Raw genomic sequence first — 19611 nt, 5'->3', positions numbered from 1 at the left:
CCCCTCTCACGGCTGATCGGCCCGATCTGAGCCGGGCCGGCCTCGCCAACGGCGGCCGGCGTCGAAACGCAGCTTCGCCATGCAATCACCTTGTTCCGTGTTGACGCTGTCGCAAAGGCGCGGCTTGGTGTTCTTCGTGACGATTCTTCCTGATGCTATCCGGCGCCGCGGCCCCTGGTCGCTGCCAAATCTTTTGACCTATGGCCGGATCGCCGCGATTCCGGCGCTGGTGGCGCTGCTGTTCTGGCCGCGCGACGACTGGGCCCGCTGGGCAGCGCTGGCGATCTATGTCGCCGCCGCGATCACCGACTATCTCGACGGCTGGCTCGCGCGCGCCTGGAGCCAGCAATCTGCGATCGGCCGCATGCTCGATCCGATCGCCGACAAGCTCCTCGTCTGCGCGCTCCTGCTGATGCTGGTCCATACCGAGACGATCAAGGGCTGGTCGATCTGGGCGGCGATCGTCATCCTCTGCCGCGAAATCCTGGTTTCGGGCCTGCGCGAGTTCCTCGCCGACCTCAAGGTCAGCGTCCCCGTCAGCAAGGTCGCGAAATGGAAGACGACGGCACAGCTCTTCGCGCTCGGCTTCCTCGTCGTCGGCCCGGCCGGCGACCAGGTCCTGCCCCACAATACCCAGATCGGGATCGTCATGCTCTGGATCGCCGCCATGCTGACGATCTATACCGGCTGGGACTATTTGAACGCCGGCATCCGGCATCTCGTCGCCATGGATGAGCGCGCGCCATGAACCAGCATGTAGCCGCCCCGCCCCTGAAGCTCGTCTACTTCGCCTGGGTGCGCGAGCGCGTCGGCCTCGCCGACGAGATCGTCTCGCCGCCGCCCGGCACCGCGACCATCGCCGAGTTGGTGCGCTGGTTGAAAACCCGCGGCGAAGGCTATGAGCTCGCCTTCGAAAACGAGGCGATCGTACGTGCCGCCATCGACCATACCCATGCCAAGCCCGCCGCCTCGATCGCCGGGGCCCGCGAGATCGCCTTCTTCCCGCCGATGACCGGCGGCTGAGCGGGGACGGACGATGACCCCGGTGGTCCGCATCCAGCGCGAGGATTTCGACCTCGGCGCCGAGGTCGCGGCGCTCGCCCGCGGCGATGCCAATATCGGCGCCGTCGTCAGCTTCACCGGCCTGTGCCGCGACGAGAGCGGCCGGCTCGCCGCTCTGGAACTCGAGCACTATCCGGGCATGGCCGAGGCCGAGATCGCGCGGGTCGCCGCGGAGGCCGCGGCGCGTTGGCCGCTCTCCGGCCTCCTCGCCATTCATCGCTTCGGCCTGATCAGGCCGGGCGAGCAGATCGTCCTTGTGATCGCCGCATCGAGCCATCGCCGCGAGGCCTTCGCGGCCGCCGATTTCCTGATGGATTATCTCAAGACCCGTGCCCCGTTCTGGAAGCGCGAGCATCTCGCCGATGGCAGCATCGGTGGCTGGGTCGAGGCCAAGGCGGATGACGACAGGGCGGTGGAACGCTGGAGCTGACGGTGGGCACGCTATGGTTTCGGACGAGCCTGGCCCCGCTCTGCGGCGCGATGCTCCTGGCCGCGATGGTCCCGGCATCGGCACAGGGCCAGAGCAAGACCTTCCGCGACTGGACCGCCGGCTGCGACAACCTTCGCAGCTGCACGGCGCTCTCGCTGCCCGATGAAACCGCCCCGACAGTCGGCTATCTCAGGCTCGAACGGCCCGCCGGCCCTGGCGGCGCCGTCTCCCTCTCGCTCAAGCTGACGGGCGAGAAGCTCAAGGCGCCGCTCACGATCGGCCTCAAGCTCGACGACGCGCCATTCCCGGCCGGCGGCAAGACGCTCGCCGCCAGCGTCGAGGACGGCGAGACCGCCCGTATCGTCTTTTCGGAGGCCGACACCGCGGCGCTGATCGCTGCTGCGCGCAAGGCGACCAGGCTGTCGGCGTCGCTGGCCGGAAAGACCTATGCGATCTCGCTCGCCGGCTCGGTCGCGGCCATGCTCTGGATCGACGAGCAGCAGGGCCGGCTCAACACCATGACGGCGCTGATCCGCAAGGGCCCGGCCGCCGCGAGCACCGTGCCGTCTCCGCCGGCCCTGCCGGTGATCGCCGCCAGGGCGACCGGCCCGGCGCTGGCCGACGGTACGGCGAAGGCGTTGGGCGCCGCCCTGCGCAAGCATCTGAAGGCGAGCGACCCGGACGCCTGCGAGGACGATGACAGGGGCGCCCGCTACAACCCGGACCGGGCCTGGCCCCTCGATGGCGGGCGCAGATTGATCGGGCTGTATTGCGGCGCCGGCGCCTACAACATCCTCACCGGCTACTGGCTGGTCACGGGCGATGCGATGGCCGGCGCACGCAAGGTCGCCTTCGCCGGCAATGACGACAATGTCCTGATCAATTCGGATTACACGCCGGAGAACGGCCAGCTCGGCTATTTCGCCAAAGGCCGCGGCATCGGCGACTGCGGCGGCTCGGGCAACTACGCCTGGACCGGCTCCGACTTCGCGCTCACGGCGCTCAGCGCGATGGGCGAATGCCGGCAACTGCCGTCGGACGACTGGCCGGTGCTCTTCCGCAGCGAAGTGAAGGTCACGAAATGAAAAATCCCGGGCAGCGGAGCTGCCCGGGACGAATTCAATCGAAGATGTCGGGCAGCCTCAGGCCGCCTTGGACTTCGGACGAACCTCGTCCGAATAATCTTCCATGACCACCTTGCCCATATTGCCGGTGACGAAGTTGTAGGGGCCGATCTCGGAGACCAGCGTCACCTCTGCGGCCGAGCCGGTGATGAAGCACTCGGAAAAGCCTTCCAGCTCCTCCGGCCGGATCCGGCGCTCGACCACCTCGAAACCGCGCTTCCTGCACAGTTCGATCACCGACTGGCGGGTGATGCCGTTCAGGAAGCGGTCGGCGGTCGGGGTGTGGATCACGCCGTCCTTAATGAAGAAGATGTTGGCGCCGGTGCATTCGGCGACATTGCCCTCCCAGTCGAGCATCATCGCATCGGCATAGCCGGCGCGCTCCGCCTTATGCTTGGAGAGCGTCGCGATCATGTAGAGGCCGGCGGCCTTGGCATGCACCGGGGCGCAGGCCGGGTCGGGACGGCGATAGGTCGCGATATCGAGGCGCACGCCCTTCAGCTTCTGCGCCATGTCGAACATGCTCGGCCATTCCCAGACCGCGATCGCGGTATGGATCGCGTTGTTCAGACCGGAGACGGCCATCATCTCCGAGCCGCGCCAGGCGACCGGGCGGACATAGGCGTCGCGCAGGCCGTTTTCCTTGAGGCAGAGATACTTGGCTTCATCGAGCTCGGCGACCGAATAGGGGATCGTGAAATCCATGATCTCGGCCGATTTGTGCAGCCGCTGCGAGTGCTCGGTGCACTTGTAGATCACGCCGTCATAGGCGCGCTCGCCCTCGAAGATGCAGGATCCGTAATGCAGCCCATGGGTCAGTACGTGCACCTTGGCGTCCTTCCACGGCACGAGCTTGCCGTCGAACCAGATGACGCCGTCGCGCTGGTCGAAAGGAATGACTGACATGGTACAGATCCTCCTGATCCTCTTCTTGCAGCCGACATCGCCACAAGGCGAAACCGGGTGCAAGCGCGGTATCAAAACTACGCCGAAGCCGGCGCTTGCGACATAATCGGTCGCACCGCGTGCTTGACCGGTAATCTTACGTCTGAGATATGTCAACAAGGCTGACATAAAAAGAGATCACGAACGTGAGCACGCCCACCCCGACTCCGGTAGCTCCGGCCGCATCAGAAACGTCGAGCCAGCCGGTGCCCTACGACCTGATCGAGCTGTTCTTCTTCGCCTATCGCGACTTCGTCGGCGATCCCGACCGCATCCTCGCCGATTACGGCTTCGGTCGCGCCCATCACCGCGTGCTGCACTTCGTCCAGCGCCGGCCGGGCATGACCATCGCCGAGCTGCTCGATATCCTGCAGATCACCAAGCAGAGCCTCAACCGCGTGCTGAAGGAGCTGGTCGAGACCGGCTTCGTCGAGCAACGGCCCGGCACCCGCGACAAGCGCCAGCGCAAGCTGCACGCCACCGCCGCAGGGCGCGAGCTCGCCATTCGCCTCGCCGAGTTGCAGGCCAGGCGCATCGGCCGCGCCCTCGAAGCGGCAGGCCCCGAAACGGCCCCGATCATCGCGCGCTATCTCGCCGGGCTGATCGATCCGGCCGCACGACGCGGCGTTATGGCGCATCTGGCTGGGTCGACCTGACGCTTCGTGCTAGTCGGAAGGGCATGAGCCCGAAGACGACATTGGCGAGAGGGATGGGATGATGGCGCCGAGCGGCCAGCGCAAGCCGATTCCGGACGAGGCCCCGCATATCCTGGTGGTCGACGACGACCGCCGCCTGCGCGACCTGCTGGCGCGCTTCCTCGGCGATCACGGCTACCGCGTCACCACCGCCGCCAACGCGGCGGAGGCCGATAATCGTCTCGGACATCTCGTCTTCGACGCCATGGTGCTCGACATCATGATGCCCGGCGAGAACGGCTTCGACTTCGCCCGTCGCCTGCGCACCGGCTCGGAGATCCCGATCCTGATGCTGACGGCGCGCGCCGACAGCGGCGACCGCATCACCGGGCTGGAACTCGGCGTCGACGACTATCTTTCCAAGCCCTTCGAGCCGCGCGAGCTGATCCTGCGGCTCGGCAACATCCTCAAGCGAAACGCCCAGCCCGAGCCGCCACCGCCGCCGCCGCGCCCGGACTATGTCCGCTTCGGCCCCTTCATCTTCGGTCTCGCCCGCGGCGAGTTGCGCCAGGGCGAGGAGTCGATCCGCCTGACCGAACGCGAGCGCGAAATCCTGACCGTTCTCGCCGAGCGGGCCGGCGAGCATGTACCCCGCGAGCAGCTCGCCAATCAGGGCTCAGCCGCCAACGACCGCACCATCGACGTCCAGATCAACCGGCTGCGCCGCAAGATCGAGCGCGACCCGACCGATCCGCTCTATCTCCAGACCGTCCGCGGCGTCGGCTACCGCCTCGTCGTCGACCGGGGCTGAAGGTCATGGCCGACGCCTCGCTCCGGCGCCGCCTCCTCCCCCTCGCCACGGGGATCGGTACCTGGCTGCGCCGGGTGGGCACCGTTCTGACGCGCATCGGCGCCGCCCTGTTCGCACCGCTCAAGCGCCTGCAGAAGCGCCCGGCGCGGGCGATCAGCCGGATCATGCCCAAGGGCCTCTATCCGCGGGCGCTGGTCATCGTCATCGCGCCGGTCGTGCTGCTGCAATCAGTCATCGCCTATGTCTTCATGGAGCGTCACTGGCAGACGGTGACGCAGCGGCTCTCCGCGGCGGTTTCGCAGGACATCGCCGCACTGATCGACGTCTATGAGAGCTACCCGCAGGACAAGGACGCGACCCTGCTCTCGCGCATCGCCGAGGAGCGGCTCGGCCTCGATGTCGACATCCTGCCCGACACCGACCTGCCGGCGCCGGGTCCGCGCCCCTTCTTTTCGCTGCTCGACAGCGCGCTCTCGACCGAGCTCAGCCAGCAGGTGAAGCGGCCGTTCTGGCTCGACACCGTCGGCCGCTCCAGCCTGATCGAGATCCGCATCAAGCTCGGCAAGGACGTAATGCGTGTCCTGACCCGGCGCAGCCAGGCCTATGCCTCGAACAGTCACATCTTCCTGCTCTGGATGACCGGCACCTCGCTGATCCTCCTGACCATCGCCGTGCTCTTCCTGCGCAACCAGATCCGGCCGATCCTGCGCTTGGCCGACGCGGCCGAGGCCTTCGGCAAGGGGCGCGACGCCGATTTCCGCCCGCGCGGGGCCCGCGAGGTCCGCCGCGCCGGCAATGCCTTCATCGAGATGAAACGCCGCGTCGAGCGCTCGATCGGCGAGCGCACCATGATGCTGAACGGAGTCAGCCACGATCTGCGCACCATCCTGACCCGCTTCAAGCTCTCGCTCGCCTTGCTCGAGCGCTCTCCCGACCTCGAGGCGATCGAGAAGGATGTCGACGAGATGAGCCGCATGCTCGAGGACTATCTCGCCTTCGCGCGCGGCGATGCCGGTGAATCGCCGGTCGAGACCGATATCCGCTCGCTGCTGGAGCATCTCAAGGCCGATGCCGAGCGCCAGGGCCACCAGACCGAACTCACCGTCGCCGGCGACCCGCTCGTCGTCGTCCGCCCCGACGCCGTCCGCCGGCTGCTGACCAATCTGGTTTCCAACGCGGCCCGCTTCGGCGACCGCATCGCCATCCGCGCCACGCATGATGCGCGCTATCTCATCGTCATGGTCGATGATGACGGGCCGGGCATCGCGCCGGAGCTGCGCGAGGACGTGTTCAAGCCGTTCTTCCGCCTCGACGAGGCCCGCAATGTCGATGGCGGCGGTACCGGTCTCGGCCTCGCCATCGCCCGCGACATCGCCCGCTCGCATGGCGGCGACATCATGCTGGGCGACTCCCCGCTCGGCGGCCTGCGCGCGACGGTGCGCCTGCCGGTCTAAGCGGGCGGGCTCTCCAGCCTATGCGCAAGAAGCCCCGGGTCGAGCTACGCTCGCCCGGGGCCACGACCGATGGTTTATTCGGCTGGAAGCGCCCTACTGGCGCCAGGGCGCCTTGCGAGCCGAGCGGTTCACGCGCTCGACATCGCTCTGCGACAAGGCGAGATCGGAGAGCGCCTGGTCGTCCATGCGGTAGAGGGCCCGCGCGCTCGCCCGCCTGGCGAGCCAGTCCTCGAAACGCAGCAGCAGCCCGGAAAGGCCCATAGCCGCATGCTTCTCGGCGAACTGGGATAGATTTTCTGTGGCGGTCCTGGCCGGCATGGCGGCCTCCTGTCATGGCGATTGTGCTCATGAATCTGCGCCTTGCGGACCAGCCGAGCAAATGAGAACTTCTACGCTTCCGCCCAAGCTGAACTTGGCCAGTCAATGTCCCGTCGCCAGCTTCCGCCACTGACCGCGCTGCGCGCCTTCGAAGCGGCGGCGCGGCATCTCAACTTCGAGCGGGCCGGCGAGGAGCTCGCGGTCACCGCCAGCGCGATCGGCCAGCAAGTCCGGGCGCTCGAGAGCTGGCTGCGGCGCCCCCTTTTCACCCGGCTGCCGAGCAAGGGCGTGGCGCTGACCGCTCTCGGCGAGCGCTACGCCACCACGATATCGGGCCTGCTCGACCAGCTCGACGAAGCTACGGCGCAGGCGATGCGTCCCGATGCCTCGACCGCGCTGACCGTCAGCACCATGCCGAGTTTCGCCCTGAGCTGGCTGATCCCCAGGCTCGGCTCGCTGAAGGAGCGCCATCCCGAGCTCGAAGTGCGGATCTCGATCTCGGCGCATCTGACCGATTTCGGGCGCGAGGATGTCGACGTGGCGATCCGCTTCGGCCAGGGTGTCTATCCCGGCCTGCGCTCCGACCTGCTGATGGAAGAGCACTTCTTCCCCGTGTGCAGCGCCGCGCTGCTCGGCAACCCTCAGCGCCCCTTGCGCGAACCCTCCGACCTTCGTCATCACACTCTGCTGCACGAGGCGGCGGAGAGCATTCCCGGCTACATCACCTGGCCGCGCTGGCTCGCCATGGCCGGCGTCGACGGGGTCGATTCCGCTCAGGGACCTCGCTTCTCGCACACCTTCCTGGCCTTGCAGGCGGCCGCCTCGGGCCAGGGCGTCGCGCTCGCAACCAGCGTGCTGATCGGAGATTATCAGGATGCGGGCCGCCTCGTCCGGCCCTTTCCGCATCAGGTCAGGAGCCCCTACCAATATTATCTGGTCTGCCCGGAAGCCTCGGCCGAGCGGCCGGCGATCGCGGCGTTCCGCAATTGGATACGAAACGAGGCGAAGGCCCACAACGAACGGCACTGACCCGGATCGCCGGGATCAGGTGCCGGGCTCCGGTCGGATCACCGGCAATTGCTGCAGCCGCGCCACGGCATGGTCGAGGAACACCCTGACCTTCGACGCCAGCTGTTGGCCGCCCGGTACGACGAGCTGGACCGGCGCGGCCGCGGGCTCCCATTCGCGCAGCAGCCGGATCAGCGTGCCTTCCGCGAGATCCGGGGCGACCTGATAGGACAGCGCCCGTGCCAAGCCGCGCCCGGAACGGGCCGCGATCAGCACCGACTCGACTTCGTTGACGATCAGGCGTGGGGTGATCGTCACGCCGGCGTCGCGGCCGCTGCCGGCGAAGCGCCAGAACAGCGTCTGGCCGGCGGCGATGCTGGCGATGGTGTCGTGCCCGGCAAGATCGGAGGGCCGCTGCGGGATGCCACGCCGCGCGAGATAGTCGGGAGACGCCACCAGCACCCGCCTGACCTCGCCGACCTTGCGGGCGACCAGTCGCGAATTCGGCAGCGCCCCGATCCGAATGGCCAGGTCGAGCCCCTCCTCGATCAGGTCGAGATTGCGGTCGGACAAGGTCAGCTCGACCTGCACCTCGGGATGAAGGTCGAGGAACTCGGCCATGATCGGCGTGACATGGCGCCGGCCGAAGGCGAGCGGCGCCGTAATCCGCAGGACCCCGCGCACCGGCGCGCCGGCGACGTCCGACAGCGAGGCATCATATTCCGACAGGATCCGCCGCGCCGAGGCGGCCAGTTCCCGTCCGGCTTCGGTCGCCATCAATTGCCGTGTCGTGCGCGCGATCAGGCTGACGCCGGCTCGTCTTTCGAGGGCGGCGAGCGCCCGCGTCACCGCCGGGCGCGAGCGTCGCAATTGCCTTGCCGCCCCGGCGAGGCTGCCCGTGTCGATGATCGCGACGAAGATAGAAAGCTCGTCGAGACGGTCCAGTTTCGTTGCCCCGAATGGAATTCTGATTTGCGACGATACCGTCTTTCGACCGTCAGGCGAAACAATCAGATTTGCCGGGCAACAGCGAGGTCTCCATGTCCGGCTCCCGCATCGTCCTGCACGGCACCGTTCTCTCCGGTCACACCCACCGGGTCGAACTCCTCCTGCGTGCACTGGAGCTGGCGTTCGACTTCGTGCCGGCGCCGGCGGAAGTCCGCCGGGCCGAAGCCTTTCGCACCCTCAACCCGTTCGGCCAGATCCCGGTGCTGCAGGATGGCGACCTCACCCTCGCCGACAGCAACGCCATCATGGTCTATCTGGTCAGGCGCTATGCGCCGCAGAGCAACTGGCTGCCGGACGAACCGGTCGCGGCAGCCCAGACCCAGCGCTGGCTCTCGATCGCCGCCGGCGAGGTTATGCACGGGCCGGCCATCGCCAGGCTGATCGCCCAGTTCAACTTCCCCGACGAGCCGGGCCGGGCCGAACGCATCTCGACCCGTCTCCTCGCCTTTATGGATGGACATCTCCAGGATCGCAGCTTCCTCGCCGCCGAGCATCCGACGCTGGCCGATCTCGCCTGCTACTCCTATGTCGCGCATGCCCCGGAAGGCGGCATCGACCTCGCCCCCTATCCAGCCGTCGGCGCCTGGCTTGCCCGCGTCGAAGCCCTGCCCTTCTTCAAGCCGATGCCGCGCTCACCCGTTCCGGCGAGGGGGTGACCGCGATGGACGGGCAGCCTTTCCACCCGGGCGAGCTGAAGGCGCAGGCGCTTGCCGGGCAAAGCTCACGCGGGACCGGGATCCGCAGCTTCATGCCGGACCAGCACCGGGAGTTCTTCGCGCTGCTGCCCTACATCTTCGTCGCCGGACTCGACACGGCCAGCCGCCCGATCGCGACCGTGCTGACCGGCGAGGAAGGCTTCGTCGCGAGCCCATCGCCGACCGAGCTTGCGATTGCCGCCCGGCCCGCGGCGCATGACCCGGCCATGGCGGCCTTCGCGGCCGGAGCGCCGATCGGCCTGCTCGGACTGGATTTCCGCACCCGTCGGCGCAACCGTGCCAATGGCAGGATCACCGCGCTCACCGACGGCGGCATGACGGCCGCGATCAGCGAAAGCTTCGGCAACTGCGCCAAATACATCCAGGCCAGGCAGCACGAAGCCGTGCCGGCCTCGGCACCGACGGCCGAAGAACTCGCTGGTCTCGACCCGGCAGCCAGAACCCTGATCGCGCAGTCGGACACGCTCTTCATCGCCAGCGCCTCGAAAAGCGGAGTCGACATCTCGCATCGCGGCGGCCGACCGGGCTTCATCGCCGTCGAGGGCGACCGCCTGACGGTCCCCGATTTCGCCGGCAACAGCTATTTCAACACGCTCGGAAACCTGCTGCTGGAACCAGCCGCCAGCCTGATCTTCATCGATTTTTCGAGCGGCGATCTCCTCCAGCTCCAGGGCGAGACCGAGATCGTCTGGGACGGGCCGGAAAGCGACGGACACGCCGGTGCGCAGCGGTTCTGGCGCTTCCACAGCCAGCGCGGCTGGAGGCGCCGGGGAGCGCTGTCGTTGCGCTGGTCCGCCCCGGAACCTGCCCCCACCACGCTCGCGACGGGGCGCTGGCGGCCGACGTCAGCGGCCGCCGGCTGACCGCTCAGTACATCCGCCCACCATCCGGAACCGGCAGCCCGGGCCCGATCAGCACGACCTCGCCATCGGCATCGGGAATGCCGAGCGTCAGCACTTCCGACATGAACTTGCCGATCTGGCGCGGCGGGAAATTCACCACCGCCAGAACCTGCCGGCCCGGCAGGTCCTCGGGCCGATAGTGCCTGGTGATCTGTGCCGAGGACTTCTTGCGGCCGATCGTGCCGCCGAAGTCGATGACAAGCTTGATCGAAGGCTTGCGCGCCTCGGGATAGGGCTCGGCCTCGACGATGGTGCCGACGCGGATATCGACCTTGAGGAAATCCTCGAAGCCGATCGGCGTTGCGGGCTCGGACGATGTGCTCAAAACTCCTCCCAACCGCGATCATTGCTGGAGAAGGCCGGCTTGCGTGGCGCCGCTTGGCCGTGGCCCGCAGCCGGAGCGGCTGCGCGCGTCGGGCGCGGCGCCGGTGCCGGCGAGACGTTCGCGACCTCAGCCATCCTCGCGGCCATCGCCTTGAGCGCATTGACATCGCCGCCGAGCCTGAAGCGCGAGACCAGCGCCGCGAGGCGGTCGGACTCCTGCGCCAGGGCCTGCGAGGCGGCTGTCGACTGCTCGGCCATCGCCGCGTTCTGCTGGGTCGCCTGGTCCATCTCGTTGACGGCGGTGTTGACCTCTTGCAGCCCCATCGCCTGCTCCTGTGCCGCGGCAGCGATGTCCGCGACGAGCGAGGTGGCGCGGGTGATCTCGCCGGACATGCGCTCGAGCGCCTTGCCGGTCTGCCCGACCAGCGCCACGCCCTTCTCGACCTCGACCGAAGAGGCGGTGATCAGCCCCTTGATCTCCTTGGCGGCATCGGCCGAACGCTGGGCGAGCGCCCGTACCTCGGAAGCGACGACCGCGAAGCCCTTGCCGGCATCGCCGGCACGCGCTGCCTCGACGCTGGCGTTGAGCGCCAGCAGATTGGTCTGGAAGGCGATTTCGTCGATCACCCCGACGATCTGCGAGATCTCCTCGGAGGATTTCTCGATGCCGCCCATGGCGGCGACCGCCTCGCGGACGATCTGGCCGGACTGCTCGGCCTCGCCCTTGACCTGGGTCGTCGCCTGGCTGGCCTGGCGCGCGCCTTCGGCGGTCTGGCGCACCGTCGCGGTGAGCTGGTCGAGCGCGGTCGCGGTCTCCTCCACGGACGAGGCCTGCTGCTCGGTCCGGCTGGCGAGATCGTCGGCAGCCTGACTGATTTCGCCGGCGCCGGCCTTCATGCTCTCGGTATTGGTGGCGATCTGGCGCATCGTCTCTTCGAGCTGCGCGATCGCCGCGTTGAAATCCTGCTTCAGCTTGGCGTACTCGCTGCTGAAGACGGCATCGATGCGATAGGTCAGATCGCCAGCGGTCAGGTGCTCGAGACCGGCGCCCAGCTCCGCCACGACAACGGCCTGCTTCTGCGCCTCGTCGCTGCGCTGCGCCTCGTTGAGGCTGCGCTGCGTATCCGCGGCACGGCGCTGCTCGCTCGCATCGGCTTCGGCCTGGGCCTTCTCGGCCTCGACCTGTTGCTTGGCCAGGGCCGCATCGCGGAACACGACCAGCGCCCGCGCCATGTTGCCGACCTCGTCCTGGCGCTCCTGATGGGCGATCGCGACCTGAAGATCGCCGGCGGCGAGCGCGCTCATGTTCTCGGACAGCCCTGCGAGCATGCGTGAGGCACGACGGCTCAGATAGAAGACCAGGCCGAACATCAGCAAGGCAAGCGGCACGAGCACGATGGCGACGTCCCGGACCAGCTCGGCGAAGGCCTTGTCGACGCTATCGAGATGCGTCCCGGTCCCGATCACCCACTGCCATTTCGGCACGGTGGCGACATAGGACATCTTCAACGACGGATCCTTGTCCCCCGTCTTCAGCCAGTGATAATCGACGAAGCCTTCACCCCGAGCCTTGCCGAGCTCGACCATCTCCTTGACGAAGAAGCGGCCATTGGCGTCCTTGAAGCCCATCATGTCCGACCCGACCAGCTTGGGGTTGGCATGGGCAATGTTGACGCCGTCGAAGCGCACCACAAACAGGTAGTTGCCATTGTCGAAGCGGGCATTGGCGATGGCGTCGATCGCCAGCTTCTGGGCGTCCGCCTCCTTCAGCTCGCCCTTCTCGACCCGCGCAAGATAAGCGTTCACCGTGGAAGCCGCCGCCTCGACGATCTCCTTCACCTCGGACCGCTTCAGCTCCACCAGGTCGATACGCGCCTGATTGAGCGTCACCGCGACGCTGACCACCGCAATCACGGCGGCGAGAATCGCGACCAGGCCGAACGAGCGGCCGATCGACAGCAAGGCAAATTTCTTCAGAAGGGGCATGCGCGGGCCTCGGAGGAGAGATGCCGCACAGTTGCCAGAAATCGCTAAGGGCCACTTAATGGCGCCACGTTTCCGCCACGATAGGGCGCGGCAGCTCAGATCGCCGTCGCGTAGCCATCGCCTTCTTCGCTGCGCATCCGCTCCCTTCGGCTCTCGCGCCGGCCGCCGCATAGCGCCCGCGCGAGGCCGCGCAGCGGCGCGGTGAGCCGGTGCACATCCTCGACACGGGCCATGATCCGGCCGGCGGATTTCAGCTCGCGATCGAGCTTGGCCATCGTCCGCGACAGCTCCGGCTCGTCATCATCGAGCCAGGTCTCGGCGACGCGGCTCATCAGCAGCACCGCGCCGCGGACCCTGACAGCGCCGAGGCTGTCCTCGGTGGGGATTCCGGCGGAGGCGAGCATATAACGCCAGGAATTCACGGCATTGCGGCCGAGCGCCGCCAGCGCCAGCGGGTCACGCCGCAGCGCCGGCATCACGGCGCGCAGACCGGGCTTGTAGGGCGCCAAGGCGTCGAGCCGGCGCATCACCAGATCGAAGACGCGCTCCTTGTAGCTTTCCTCCATCAGATCGTCGGAGTTTCCCGCCAGCACCGCGTCGTCGGCGATCCGCCCGAGCCCGCCGAGAATGGCGAGCTTGGAAGGGAACAGGCCGCGCATCTCGGCCAGGCTCAGCCCGGCCTCGCGGGCGATGTCGGGCAGTTCGATCTCGTCCCAGGAGCGATTGGCCGCGAGCCGGAACAGCGCATTGATCACGGCGCGGCGCGGATCGGGCTTCGGGGCCGCCGGTTTCGCGGCGGCCGGCTCGGCTTTGGGGGAAGCGGGCTTGCGTGCCATCGGATTCTCCTGTCGCCTGCTGATGCCCTGAATCTAGGCTCCGCAGGCGCCGGATGAAAGGCCGCTCAGCCGGAAAGCTCTTCAGCGCGACGTTTGGCGGCAGCAACCGCACGCCGCATCAGCAGCGGCATGCCGTCCTCAGCCATCAGGACCTCGAGCGCGGCGGCGGTCGTGCCGCCCGGCGAGGTCACATTCTGGCGCAGCGTCCCCGGAGCAAGATCGGACTGGAACAGCATCTCGCCGGCGCCCTCGACCGTCGCCCGCGCCAGCCGCCCAGCCAGATCGGCCGGCAGGCCGGCAGCTGCGCCGGCAGCCGCGAGGCATTCGACGAGATGGAAGACATAGGCAGGCCCGGAACCCGAAACCGCCGTCACGGCATCGATCAGCCCCTCGTCACCCAGCCATTCGACCTTGCCGATGCTGCCGAGCAGCGCGTCCGCCATCTCCCGCTGGCCGGCGTTGACGCCGGGGCCGGCGGCGGCGGCGGTGACGCCGCGCTGCACCGAGGCCGGCAGATTCGGCATGGCACGCACGATCGCCCCGGCATTGGGCAGGCGCTGGGCGACATCGCCGAGCGTCTTGCCGGCGAGGATCGAGATCAGAAGGGTGCGCGGGCCGATCAGCGCCTGCACCGACGGCGCGGCAGTGTCGAGCATCTGCGGCTTGGTCGCCAGCACCACGACCTCGGCCGGGGCGACCGTCGGTGGGTTGACCGTCATGCCCTTTTCCGCAGCGAGCGTCGTCATGGCATCGCTGATATGCGGGTCGACCAGGGTGATCCCCGGCCCCTTCATGCCGATACGGAGCCAGCCCTCGAGCATGGCGCCACCCATTTTGCCTGCGCCGACGAGCACGAGGGATTGCGGAAGCTGGCTGGACATGGGCGTCTCTCTTGTCGATGCCGCGCGTCATTCTCGGGCGCAGCGAAAGCGAAGACCCGGGAATCTCCTTCCGGAGACGCACGGGTCAAGCCCGAGCATGACGCGCAATGGCGGTCCTCGACAAGCCTATGCTTCGCCGACCGTCTCCAGCATGGCGCCCTCGAGCCCCTCGCGGGCGCTCTTCCCGGCCCAGACGACGAACTGGAAGGCCTGGAAATAGCGCTCGCAGGCATCGATCGCCGCCTTGATCATCCCGGCGGCCTGCTCCTCGGTCGGCTCGGCGCCGCCCGAGAGCAGCAGCGCATGGCGATACATCACCACGTTCTCATTGCTCCACAGGTCGAAATGGCCGAGCCAGAGCTGCTCGTTGACCAGGCTCACCAGGTTCAGGACTTCGGTCCGGCGCCGGTCCGGCACCCTCAGGTCGAAGGCACAGGCGACATGGATCGACTCCACTTCCGAGAGCCAGGTGATGGCGACATGGTAGTCCGCCCAGCCGCCGGTGACGGCGACGGAGAGCTCGTCGTCGCTGTCGCGGTCGAAGCTCCAGTGGTTCAGGGCGGCAAGGCGTTCAATCAGATCGAGAGGATTGGAAGGCCGATCACTCTCGGCATCCAGATCAAGGTCCATCATGCCCAGGGTCCAACTGCCGGCGCCCTGCCCGCAAAGCAGGTCCGACGCGTTTGAGAACAGGAACACGGCGACTGGGAAAAGCGTAAGGCACACAACCCGACTGAACGGCCGCGAGCGGCCGCCGGATCATCGGAAAGCTTCGCGAGACGAAGCCTGCCGACGAATCACCTCTCTTCATCGACGATAGCGCAGGCGGTCAACGTGCCCAACACGCTATCCAAGCTCGGCGGATTCGACCGTCGGCTCAATCCCCTCGCGGCGCTGTCCACAGCGCGAGACATGCGAGGGGAGCAGTTCAGTCCTTCGCGGACTTGCCCTCGAGCGCGGCGAGGCGGGCGGCGAGCTTCTCGTTCTCATCGCGCGCCAGCAGCGCCATCTCGCGCACCGCCTCGAATTCCTCGCGGGTAACCACGTCCATATCGCGCAAGAGCCGCTCGATCTGGGTCTTCACCACGGTTTCGACCTCTCGGCGTACGCCTTGCGCCGCCCCGGCGGCGTCGGTGGCCAGACGGGCGATGTCGTCGAGGATGCGGTTGCTGGTGCTGACCATGGCGGCCTCCGGCGCTGCGGCGCCCTGCGCGCCTTGAACCGGAGATATGGCGAAGGAGCGCGCCAGGCGCAATCGCGCGCTGCGGGACGCTGCGATTCCGTCGCAGGTGACCGCTTCGTCCGACCGGCTCGCCAGCCCGTCGGGTCCGCGCTATCCATGTTCGATCAGCATCGCCGGACGGTTCCTGCCATGGCTCTGCACTTCTCGCCCGCCGAGTTCGCCCGGCGCCGCAATGCCCTGCTCGCCGCGATGGCGCGCGACCGGCTCGACGCCGCCTTCCTGTTCCAACAGGAATCGATGTTCTGGCTCAGCGGCTACGACACGTTCGGCTTCTGCTTCTTCCAGTGCCTTGTCGTGAAGGCGGACGGCACCATGGCGCTGCTGACCCGCTCAGCCGATCTGCGCCAGGCCCAGCACACCTCGAATCTCTCCGACATCCGGATCTGGAAGGATGGCCGCGACGCCAACCCCGCCCGCGATCTGCTGGAACTGGCGCGCGAGATGGGACTCGCCGGCAAGCGCATCGGCGTCGAGTTCGAATCCTACGGCCTCGTCGCCGCCAATGGCCGCAAGCTCGAAGCCGCCTTCGCCGGCATCGCCGAACTCGTCGATGCTTCTCTTCTGGTGACGCGACTGAGGGCGGTGAAATCGGCGGAGGAGATCGTCCATGTCCGCCGCGCCGCTTCCCTCTCCGACGCGGCCGACAAGGCAGCGCTCGACCTGATCCGCGCCGGCGCCGACGAAGGCGAGATCCTCGCCGCCCAGCACAACGCGATCTTCTCGGGCGGAGGCGACTATCCCGCCAACGAGTTCATCATCGGCTCGGGCCGCGACGCCCTGCTCTGCCGGTACAAGAGCGGCCGCCGCAAACTCGACACCGACGACCAGATCACCCTCGAATTCGCCGGTGCCGACCGGCACTACCATGCCGCGATCATGCGCACGGTCGTGGTCGGCAGGCCGCGCCCGCTGCACCTGCGCTATCACGAGGCGGCGAAAGCCGCGCTGCTCGCCTGCGAGGCGGCGCTGAAACCCGGCAACACCGCCGGCGACGTCTTCGCCGCCCATGCGAGCAGCTTCGACGCCCATGGCCTGTCGGGCCACCGGCTCAACGCCTGCGGCTACTCGCTCGGCGCCAAATTCACCCCGTCCTGGATGGATTGGCCGATGTTCTACGAAGGCAATGACTGGGTACTGGAGCCCGGTATGGTGATGTTCGCCCACATGATCCTGATGGATTCGGAAAGCGAGACCGCGATGTGTCTGGGCCGGACCTATCTCGTCGGCGAAACCGGCGCCGAGGCGCTGAACCTGCCCGATCTCGACCTGACTGTGCGCTAGACAAGGCGACAGATTCGGGCCGTGGCGCGGCAAGAGCGACGAGGTGACAAGGGGGACGTCCCGCCGCGACAGCCAGTCAGAGCGCGCCAGCCTCGCGTTTTTCAGCGTTCCATCGTTCGGCGGAGCGCGCTCCCATCAGGAAGATCGCGCCCATCGCCAAATCGACCAGCGACATCAGGAAACCTGGCAACGCGATCTCGCCCAAGCGCCAGGAAATCAGCATCAACAGGCAGAACACCGCCTTCGAGAGGCCGAAGATCGTCAGCACGGGAGCATCGAGCATCGGCCGACGCGCCTGCCAAAGCCCCACGAGCCCGAACAGCAGAATATTGCTGGCGACGAAGCCACTGTGCAGGAATGGCACCGAAGCCGGCAGACCTGCCATTCCGCCGAATGTTTGCGGCATCAGAAACGTGAAGAAGCCCATCAGATTATAGGCGACGGTAAAATAGAGCGTCCGCCGCAACAGCTTTTCCGAGATCGTCATTCTGGCTCCCTCCAGAAAACCGACGGCGGCCGAGCCGCCTGCACGCAACTTGTCGGAGCCGAGCAGTGTCCGGTCCGGGCGCTCCGTATTGAAGGCGCCTCTCCCGCTCTCCTGCCATCGAAGTAGTCGTAGCGCCCTTGCTGGCCATCGTTTCGCGTGGAGGATGCCCCAGCCTGATCTCGGCGCACGGATCCCACCGCGGGTCCCCGGCGATCTCCACAAAAGCCTTGCTTCCCGTCATCGTCGCGCAATGCGGTACCGTCCTCGCAAACCTCTCGTTCGCCAACCGGAAACTGCCCGTTTCAGCTGGTCTTGTGACCAACGCGGCGAACCGACAGATCAAATCGCCGTACTGCATCTAATCGGGTCGGATTTCGGGCACGAGCCGGATGTTTCACTTTACCGCGACATGATCTAGAACGAGCGAAGCAGGGAAGACCAAAGCAATCCGAGCCCGACAACAAACAGGGCGGGAGGCAATATGTCGAATTATCGTTCCGCCCCTCTCCTCGGGGCTATCGCCGCGCTTGCGCTCGCCGGCTGCCAGGAGACCACGACGGCAGCCCGCCCGCGGGTCGATGCGCCAGGCGTCCCCGTCTCCGTGCAGAGCATTTCCGGCGCGCCGGATCAGGTCACCACCGCCTTTGCCGGCCTGCTCGGCGAAGCCGCGGCCGAGCGCCGGATGGAGATCGTGCCTGGCGACAAGCCCGCCCGTTTCCGGGTCCGCGGCTATCTGACGGCGCAGCCCACTGCTGATGGCCAGACCGCGCTCGCCTTCGTCTGGGACGTCTATGACGAGACCAAGAAGCGGGCACAGCGCGTCCAGGGCGAGAGCATCGGCCGCGGCAGCGGTGGCAGCGACCCCTGGGCCGGCGTGAACCAGACCATTGTCGCCAAGGCCGCCTCCGATTCGATGGACGCGATCGCCGGCTTCTTGACCACGGCGCCCGCGGCGGAAGCCAAGCCGAACGCACGCGAGGCCACCCGCACCGCCCAGGCGGCGCCGGCGAAGCGCCGCTGACCTTAGGTCGCCGACCGAACACCCGAGGCCGATCGGCCACAGAGCGCGTGCAAACGTAAATTTGCACGCGGAACGCCCGCGTCTTTTGTCGACTCGGCGTCATCGCACTGTTATGAGCCGCTCCAATCTGAACCGCCCCGCGGGCGGCCATTCCCGTCTGCGTTTCTGGTGCGCTCGGTATGAATTCCTCGATCAAAGTCGTCGCCGGCAACTCCAACCGGCCGCTTGCGGAGGCGATCTGCGCCTCGCTCGGTATCCCGCTCGCCAAGGCTTCCGTACGGCGCTTCGCCGACATGGAGGTCTTCGTCGAGATCCAGGAGAACGTCCGTGGTCAGGATGTCTTCGTCATCCAGTCGACCTCGTTCCCGACCAATGACCACCTGATGGAGCTGCTGATCATCACCGACGCCCTGCGCCGCTCCTCGGCCCGGCGCATCACGGCGGTGATCCCCTATTTCGGCTATGCACGGCAGGATCGGCGCGCCTCGGGCCGCACCCCGATCTCGGCCAAGCTCGTCGCCAATCTGATCACCCATGCCGGCGTCGACCGGGTGCTGACGCTCGACCTGCATGCCGGCCAGATCCAGGGCTTCTTCGATATCCCGACCGACAACCTGTTCGGCGCCCCGCTGATGGCGCGCGACATCAAGGACCGGCTCGACTGGAAGAACGCCATGGTCGTCTCGCCGGATGTCGGCGGCGTCGTGCGCGCCCGCGCCCTCGCCAAGCGCATCGATGCGCCGCTCGCCATCGTCGACAAGCGGCGCGACCGGCCGGGCGAGTCGGAGGTGATGAACATCATCGGCACGGTCGCCGGCCGTTCCTGCATCCTGCTCGACGACATCGTCGATTCCGGCGGCACGCTCTGCAATGCCGCCGAGGCGCTGCTCGAACAGGGCGCGAAGGACGTCTACGCCTACATCACCCATGGCGTGCTCTCCGGCGGCGCCGTGGCGCGCATCGCCAATTCCAAGCTCAAGGAGCTGGTGATCACCGATTCGATCATGCCGACCGAAGCGGTGAAGGTCGCGCGCAACATCCGCGTCATCTCCATCGCCAATCTGATGGGCGAGGCGATCGAACGCACCGCGAGCGAGACCAGCGTCTCCAGCCTGTTCGACTGAACGGCAGAGCGCCCC

At 67.3% G+C, this 19611-nt stretch carries 23 protein-coding genes; 13 read left to right on the top strand and 10 right to left on the bottom strand.

The window, feature by feature from the left end; translation table 11 throughout:
* Positions 1 to 136: 136 nt before the first annotated feature.
* The 4 genes from pgsA to AC3RCC_RS09245 are packed head-to-tail and all read left to right on the top strand — an operon-like array spanning position 137 to position 2577.
* A complete protein-coding gene (gene pgsA / locus AC3RCC_RS09260) occupies positions 137 to 748 on the top strand; it encodes a CDP-diacylglycerol--glycerol-3-phosphate 3-phosphatidyltransferase (protein ID WP_291633368.1) in 612 nt (203 codons plus the stop codon).
* Between the two features lie 23 nt (positions 749 to 771).
* Positions 772 to 1023: a molybdopterin converting factor subunit 1 gene (gene moaD / locus AC3RCC_RS09255; protein ID WP_291633419.1), complete on the top strand. Its 252-nt coding sequence runs from the start codon at positions 772 to 774 to the stop codon at positions 1021 to 1023.
* A gap of 13 nt (positions 1024 to 1036) precedes the next feature.
* Positions 1037 to 1492, top strand: a complete 456-nt coding sequence (locus AC3RCC_RS09250) for a molybdenum cofactor biosynthesis protein MoaE (protein ID WP_492258244.1) — start codon at positions 1037 to 1039, stop codon at positions 1490 to 1492.
* 2 nt (positions 1493 to 1494) lie between these two features.
* Positions 1495 to 2577: a DUF1176 domain-containing protein gene (locus AC3RCC_RS09245; RefSeq protein ID WP_492258243.1), complete on the top strand. Its 1083-nt coding sequence runs from the start codon at positions 1495 to 1497 to the stop codon at positions 2575 to 2577.
* Between the two features lie 57 nt (positions 2578 to 2634).
* On the opposite strand, the gene AC3RCC_RS09240 is transcribed toward AC3RCC_RS09245, so the two are convergent.
* Positions 2635 to 3522: a branched-chain amino acid aminotransferase gene (locus tag AC3RCC_RS09240; protein ID WP_291633365.1), complete on the bottom strand. Its 888-nt coding sequence runs from the start codon at positions 3520 to 3522 to the stop codon at positions 2635 to 2637.
* Between the two features lie 185 nt (positions 3523 to 3707).
* Here AC3RCC_RS09240 and AC3RCC_RS09235 point away from each other — a divergent pair, with 185 nt between their 5' ends.
* The 3 genes from AC3RCC_RS09235 (at position 3708) to AC3RCC_RS09225 (ending at position 6461) form a co-directional block, all read left to right on the top strand.
* Positions 3708 to 4217 carry a MarR family winged helix-turn-helix transcriptional regulator gene (locus AC3RCC_RS09235; RefSeq protein WP_452118593.1) on the top strand — a complete coding sequence of 170 codons (510 nt, stop codon included), beginning with the start codon at positions 3708 to 3710 and terminating at the stop codon, positions 4215 to 4217.
* Positions 4218 to 4278: 61 nt separating this feature from the next.
* Complete coding sequence (locus tag AC3RCC_RS09230) at positions 4279 to 5007, top strand: response regulator (protein WP_291633415.1); 729 nt, start codon at positions 4279 to 4281, stop codon at positions 5005 to 5007.
* 5 nt (positions 5008 to 5012) lie between these two features.
* On the top strand, positions 5013 to 6461 hold the full coding sequence (locus AC3RCC_RS09225; RefSeq protein WP_492258242.1) for an ATP-binding protein: 1449 nt from the start codon (positions 5013 to 5015) through the stop codon (positions 6459 to 6461).
* A gap of 93 nt (positions 6462 to 6554) precedes the next feature.
* Here AC3RCC_RS09225 and AC3RCC_RS09220 read toward each other — a convergent pair whose 3' ends face one another.
* Positions 6555 to 6779, bottom strand: a complete 225-nt coding sequence (locus AC3RCC_RS09220; RefSeq protein ID WP_492258241.1) for a DUF1127 domain-containing protein — start codon at positions 6777 to 6779, stop codon at positions 6555 to 6557.
* 105 nt (positions 6780 to 6884) lie between these two features.
* Here AC3RCC_RS09220 and AC3RCC_RS09215 point away from each other — a divergent pair, with 105 nt between their 5' ends.
* Positions 6885 to 7808 carry a transcriptional regulator GcvA gene (locus AC3RCC_RS09215; RefSeq protein ID WP_452118596.1) on the top strand — a complete coding sequence of 308 codons (924 nt, stop codon included), beginning with the start codon at positions 6885 to 6887 and terminating at the stop codon, positions 7806 to 7808.
* Positions 7809 to 7823: 15 nt separating this feature from the next.
* Here the strand turns inward: AC3RCC_RS09215 and AC3RCC_RS09210 are convergent, their stop codons facing one another.
* Positions 7824 to 8693 carry a LysR family transcriptional regulator gene (locus AC3RCC_RS09210; protein ID WP_492258770.1) on the bottom strand — a complete coding sequence of 290 codons (870 nt, stop codon included), beginning with the start codon at positions 8691 to 8693 and terminating at the stop codon, positions 7824 to 7826.
* 134 nt (positions 8694 to 8827) lie between these two features.
* Here AC3RCC_RS09210 and AC3RCC_RS09205 point away from each other — a divergent pair, with 134 nt between their 5' ends.
* Both AC3RCC_RS09205 and AC3RCC_RS09200 read left to right on the top strand, forming a co-directional pair.
* A complete protein-coding gene (locus AC3RCC_RS09205; protein ID WP_492258240.1) occupies positions 8828 to 9451 on the top strand; it encodes a glutathione S-transferase in 624 nt (207 codons plus the stop codon).
* 5 nt (positions 9452 to 9456) lie between these two features.
* Complete coding sequence (locus AC3RCC_RS09200) at positions 9457 to 10374, top strand: pyridoxamine 5'-phosphate oxidase family protein (protein ID WP_492258239.1); 918 nt, start codon at positions 9457 to 9459, stop codon at positions 10372 to 10374.
* Positions 10375 to 10378: 4 nt separating this feature from the next.
* Here the strand turns inward: AC3RCC_RS09200 and AC3RCC_RS09195 are convergent, their stop codons facing one another.
* From AC3RCC_RS09195 to AC3RCC_RS09170, 6 genes are all read right to left on the bottom strand, one after another.
* Positions 10379 to 10738, bottom strand: coding sequence for a tRNA-binding protein (locus AC3RCC_RS09195; RefSeq protein WP_291633353.1), 360 nt, complete (start codon positions 10736 to 10738; stop codon positions 10379 to 10381).
* On the bottom strand, positions 10735 to 12723 hold the full coding sequence (locus AC3RCC_RS09190; protein WP_492258238.1) for a methyl-accepting chemotaxis protein: 1989 nt from the start codon (positions 12721 to 12723) through the stop codon (positions 10735 to 10737). Before AC3RCC_RS09190 ends, AC3RCC_RS09195 begins: the two co-directional genes overlap by 4 nt.
* A gap of 95 nt (positions 12724 to 12818) precedes the next feature.
* Positions 12819 to 13559 (bottom strand): TetR/AcrR family transcriptional regulator, encoded by a 741-nt coding sequence (locus AC3RCC_RS09185; protein ID WP_492258237.1) that lies wholly within the window; start codon positions 13557 to 13559, stop codon positions 12819 to 12821.
* 65 nt (positions 13560 to 13624) lie between these two features.
* Positions 13625 to 14440, bottom strand: a complete 816-nt coding sequence (gene proC, locus AC3RCC_RS09180; RefSeq protein WP_492258236.1) for a pyrroline-5-carboxylate reductase — start codon at positions 14438 to 14440, stop codon at positions 13625 to 13627.
* 126 nt (positions 14441 to 14566) lie between these two features.
* Positions 14567 to 15073 carry a type III secretion system chaperone family protein gene (locus tag AC3RCC_RS09175; RefSeq protein WP_291633345.1) on the bottom strand — a complete coding sequence of 169 codons (507 nt, stop codon included), beginning with the start codon at positions 15071 to 15073 and terminating at the stop codon, positions 14567 to 14569.
* A gap of 295 nt (positions 15074 to 15368) precedes the next feature.
* Positions 15369 to 15623, bottom strand: a complete 255-nt coding sequence (locus AC3RCC_RS09170) for an accessory factor UbiK family protein (RefSeq protein WP_291633343.1) — start codon at positions 15621 to 15623, stop codon at positions 15369 to 15371.
* A gap of 189 nt (positions 15624 to 15812) precedes the next feature.
* Here AC3RCC_RS09170 and AC3RCC_RS09165 point away from each other — a divergent pair, with 189 nt between their 5' ends.
* Positions 15813 to 16964, top strand: a complete 1152-nt coding sequence (locus AC3RCC_RS09165; protein ID WP_492258235.1) for a M24 family metallopeptidase — start codon at positions 15813 to 15815, stop codon at positions 16962 to 16964.
* A 76-nt stretch (positions 16965 to 17040) separates the two neighbouring features.
* Here the strand turns inward: AC3RCC_RS09165 and AC3RCC_RS09160 are convergent, their stop codons facing one another.
* Positions 17041 to 17451, bottom strand: coding sequence for a hypothetical protein (locus AC3RCC_RS09160; RefSeq protein WP_291647263.1), 411 nt, complete (start codon positions 17449 to 17451; stop codon positions 17041 to 17043).
* Positions 17452 to 17932: 481 nt separating this feature from the next.
* On the opposite strand from AC3RCC_RS09160, the gene AC3RCC_RS09155 reads away from it, so the two are divergent.
* Together AC3RCC_RS09155 and AC3RCC_RS09150 are read left to right on the top strand one after the other, a co-directional pair.
* Positions 17933 to 18472: a hypothetical protein gene (locus AC3RCC_RS09155; RefSeq protein WP_291647262.1), complete on the top strand. Its 540-nt coding sequence runs from the start codon at positions 17933 to 17935 to the stop codon at positions 18470 to 18472.
* A gap of 179 nt (positions 18473 to 18651) precedes the next feature.
* Positions 18652 to 19596 (top strand): ribose-phosphate pyrophosphokinase, encoded by a 945-nt coding sequence (locus AC3RCC_RS09150; RefSeq protein WP_291633336.1) that lies wholly within the window; start codon positions 18652 to 18654, stop codon positions 19594 to 19596.
* The last annotated feature ends 15 nt before the right edge of the window (positions 19597 to 19611 follow it).

It is taken from the genome of Allobosea sp. GW823-FHT01F03 (genome assembly GCF_058798075.1).
The sequence above is the reverse complement of the archived record's forward strand: the minus strand, read 5'-3'. Positions and strand labels throughout refer to the sequence as shown.

What these genes read in the sequence shown, in the direction of transcription:
- proC (WP_492258236.1), bottom strand. Translation starts at nt 14,440, where the DNA reads ATGTCCAGCCAGCTTCCGCAATCCCTCGTGCTCGTCGGCGCAGGCAAA.
- AC3RCC_RS09230 (WP_291633415.1), top strand. Translation starts at nt 4,279, where the DNA reads ATGGCGCCGAGCGGCCAGCGCAAGCCGATTCCGGACGAGGCCCCGCAT.
- AC3RCC_RS09190 (WP_492258238.1), bottom strand. Translation starts at nt 12,723, where the DNA reads ATGCCCCTTCTGAAGAAATTTGCCTTGCTGTCGATCGGCCGCTCGTTC.
- AC3RCC_RS09240 (WP_291633365.1), bottom strand. Translation starts at nt 3,522, where the DNA reads ATGTCAGTCATTCCTTTCGACCAGCGCGACGGCGTCATCTGGTTCGAC.
- AC3RCC_RS09150 (WP_291633336.1), top strand. Translation starts at nt 18,652, where the DNA reads ATGAATTCCTCGATCAAAGTCGTCGCCGGCAACTCCAACCGGCCGCTT.
- AC3RCC_RS09225 (WP_492258242.1), top strand. Translation starts at nt 5,013, where the DNA reads ATGGCCGACGCCTCGCTCCGGCGCCGCCTCCTCCCCCTCGCCACGGGG.
- AC3RCC_RS09215 (WP_452118596.1), top strand. Translation starts at nt 6,885, where the DNA reads ATGTCCCGTCGCCAGCTTCCGCCACTGACCGCGCTGCGCGCCTTCGAA.
- AC3RCC_RS09165 (WP_492258235.1), top strand. Translation starts at nt 15,813, where the DNA reads ATGGCTCTGCACTTCTCGCCCGCCGAGTTCGCCCGGCGCCGCAATGCC.
- AC3RCC_RS09160 (WP_291647263.1), bottom strand. Translation starts at nt 17,451, where the DNA reads ATGACGATCTCGGAAAAGCTGTTGCGGCGGACGCTCTATTTTACCGTC.
- AC3RCC_RS09220 (WP_492258241.1), bottom strand. Translation starts at nt 6,779, where the DNA reads ATGCCGGCCAGGACCGCCACAGAAAATCTATCCCAGTTCGCCGAGAAG.
- AC3RCC_RS09170 (WP_291633343.1), bottom strand. Translation starts at nt 15,623, where the DNA reads ATGGTCAGCACCAGCAACCGCATCCTCGACGACATCGCCCGTCTGGCC.
- AC3RCC_RS09155 (WP_291647262.1), top strand. Translation starts at nt 17,933, where the DNA reads ATGTCGAATTATCGTTCCGCCCCTCTCCTCGGGGCTATCGCCGCGCTT.
- AC3RCC_RS09205 (WP_492258240.1), top strand. Translation starts at nt 8,828, where the DNA reads ATGTCCGGCTCCCGCATCGTCCTGCACGGCACCGTTCTCTCCGGTCAC.
- AC3RCC_RS09250 (WP_492258244.1), top strand. Translation starts at nt 1,037, where the DNA reads ATGACCCCGGTGGTCCGCATCCAGCGCGAGGATTTCGACCTCGGCGCC.
- AC3RCC_RS09200 (WP_492258239.1), top strand. Translation starts at nt 9,457, where the DNA reads ATGGACGGGCAGCCTTTCCACCCGGGCGAGCTGAAGGCGCAGGCGCTT.
- AC3RCC_RS09185 (WP_492258237.1), bottom strand. Translation starts at nt 13,559, where the DNA reads ATGGCACGCAAGCCCGCTTCCCCCAAAGCCGAGCCGGCCGCCGCGAAA.
- AC3RCC_RS09175 (WP_291633345.1), bottom strand. Translation starts at nt 15,073, where the DNA reads ATGATGGACCTTGATCTGGATGCCGAGAGTGATCGGCCTTCCAATCCT.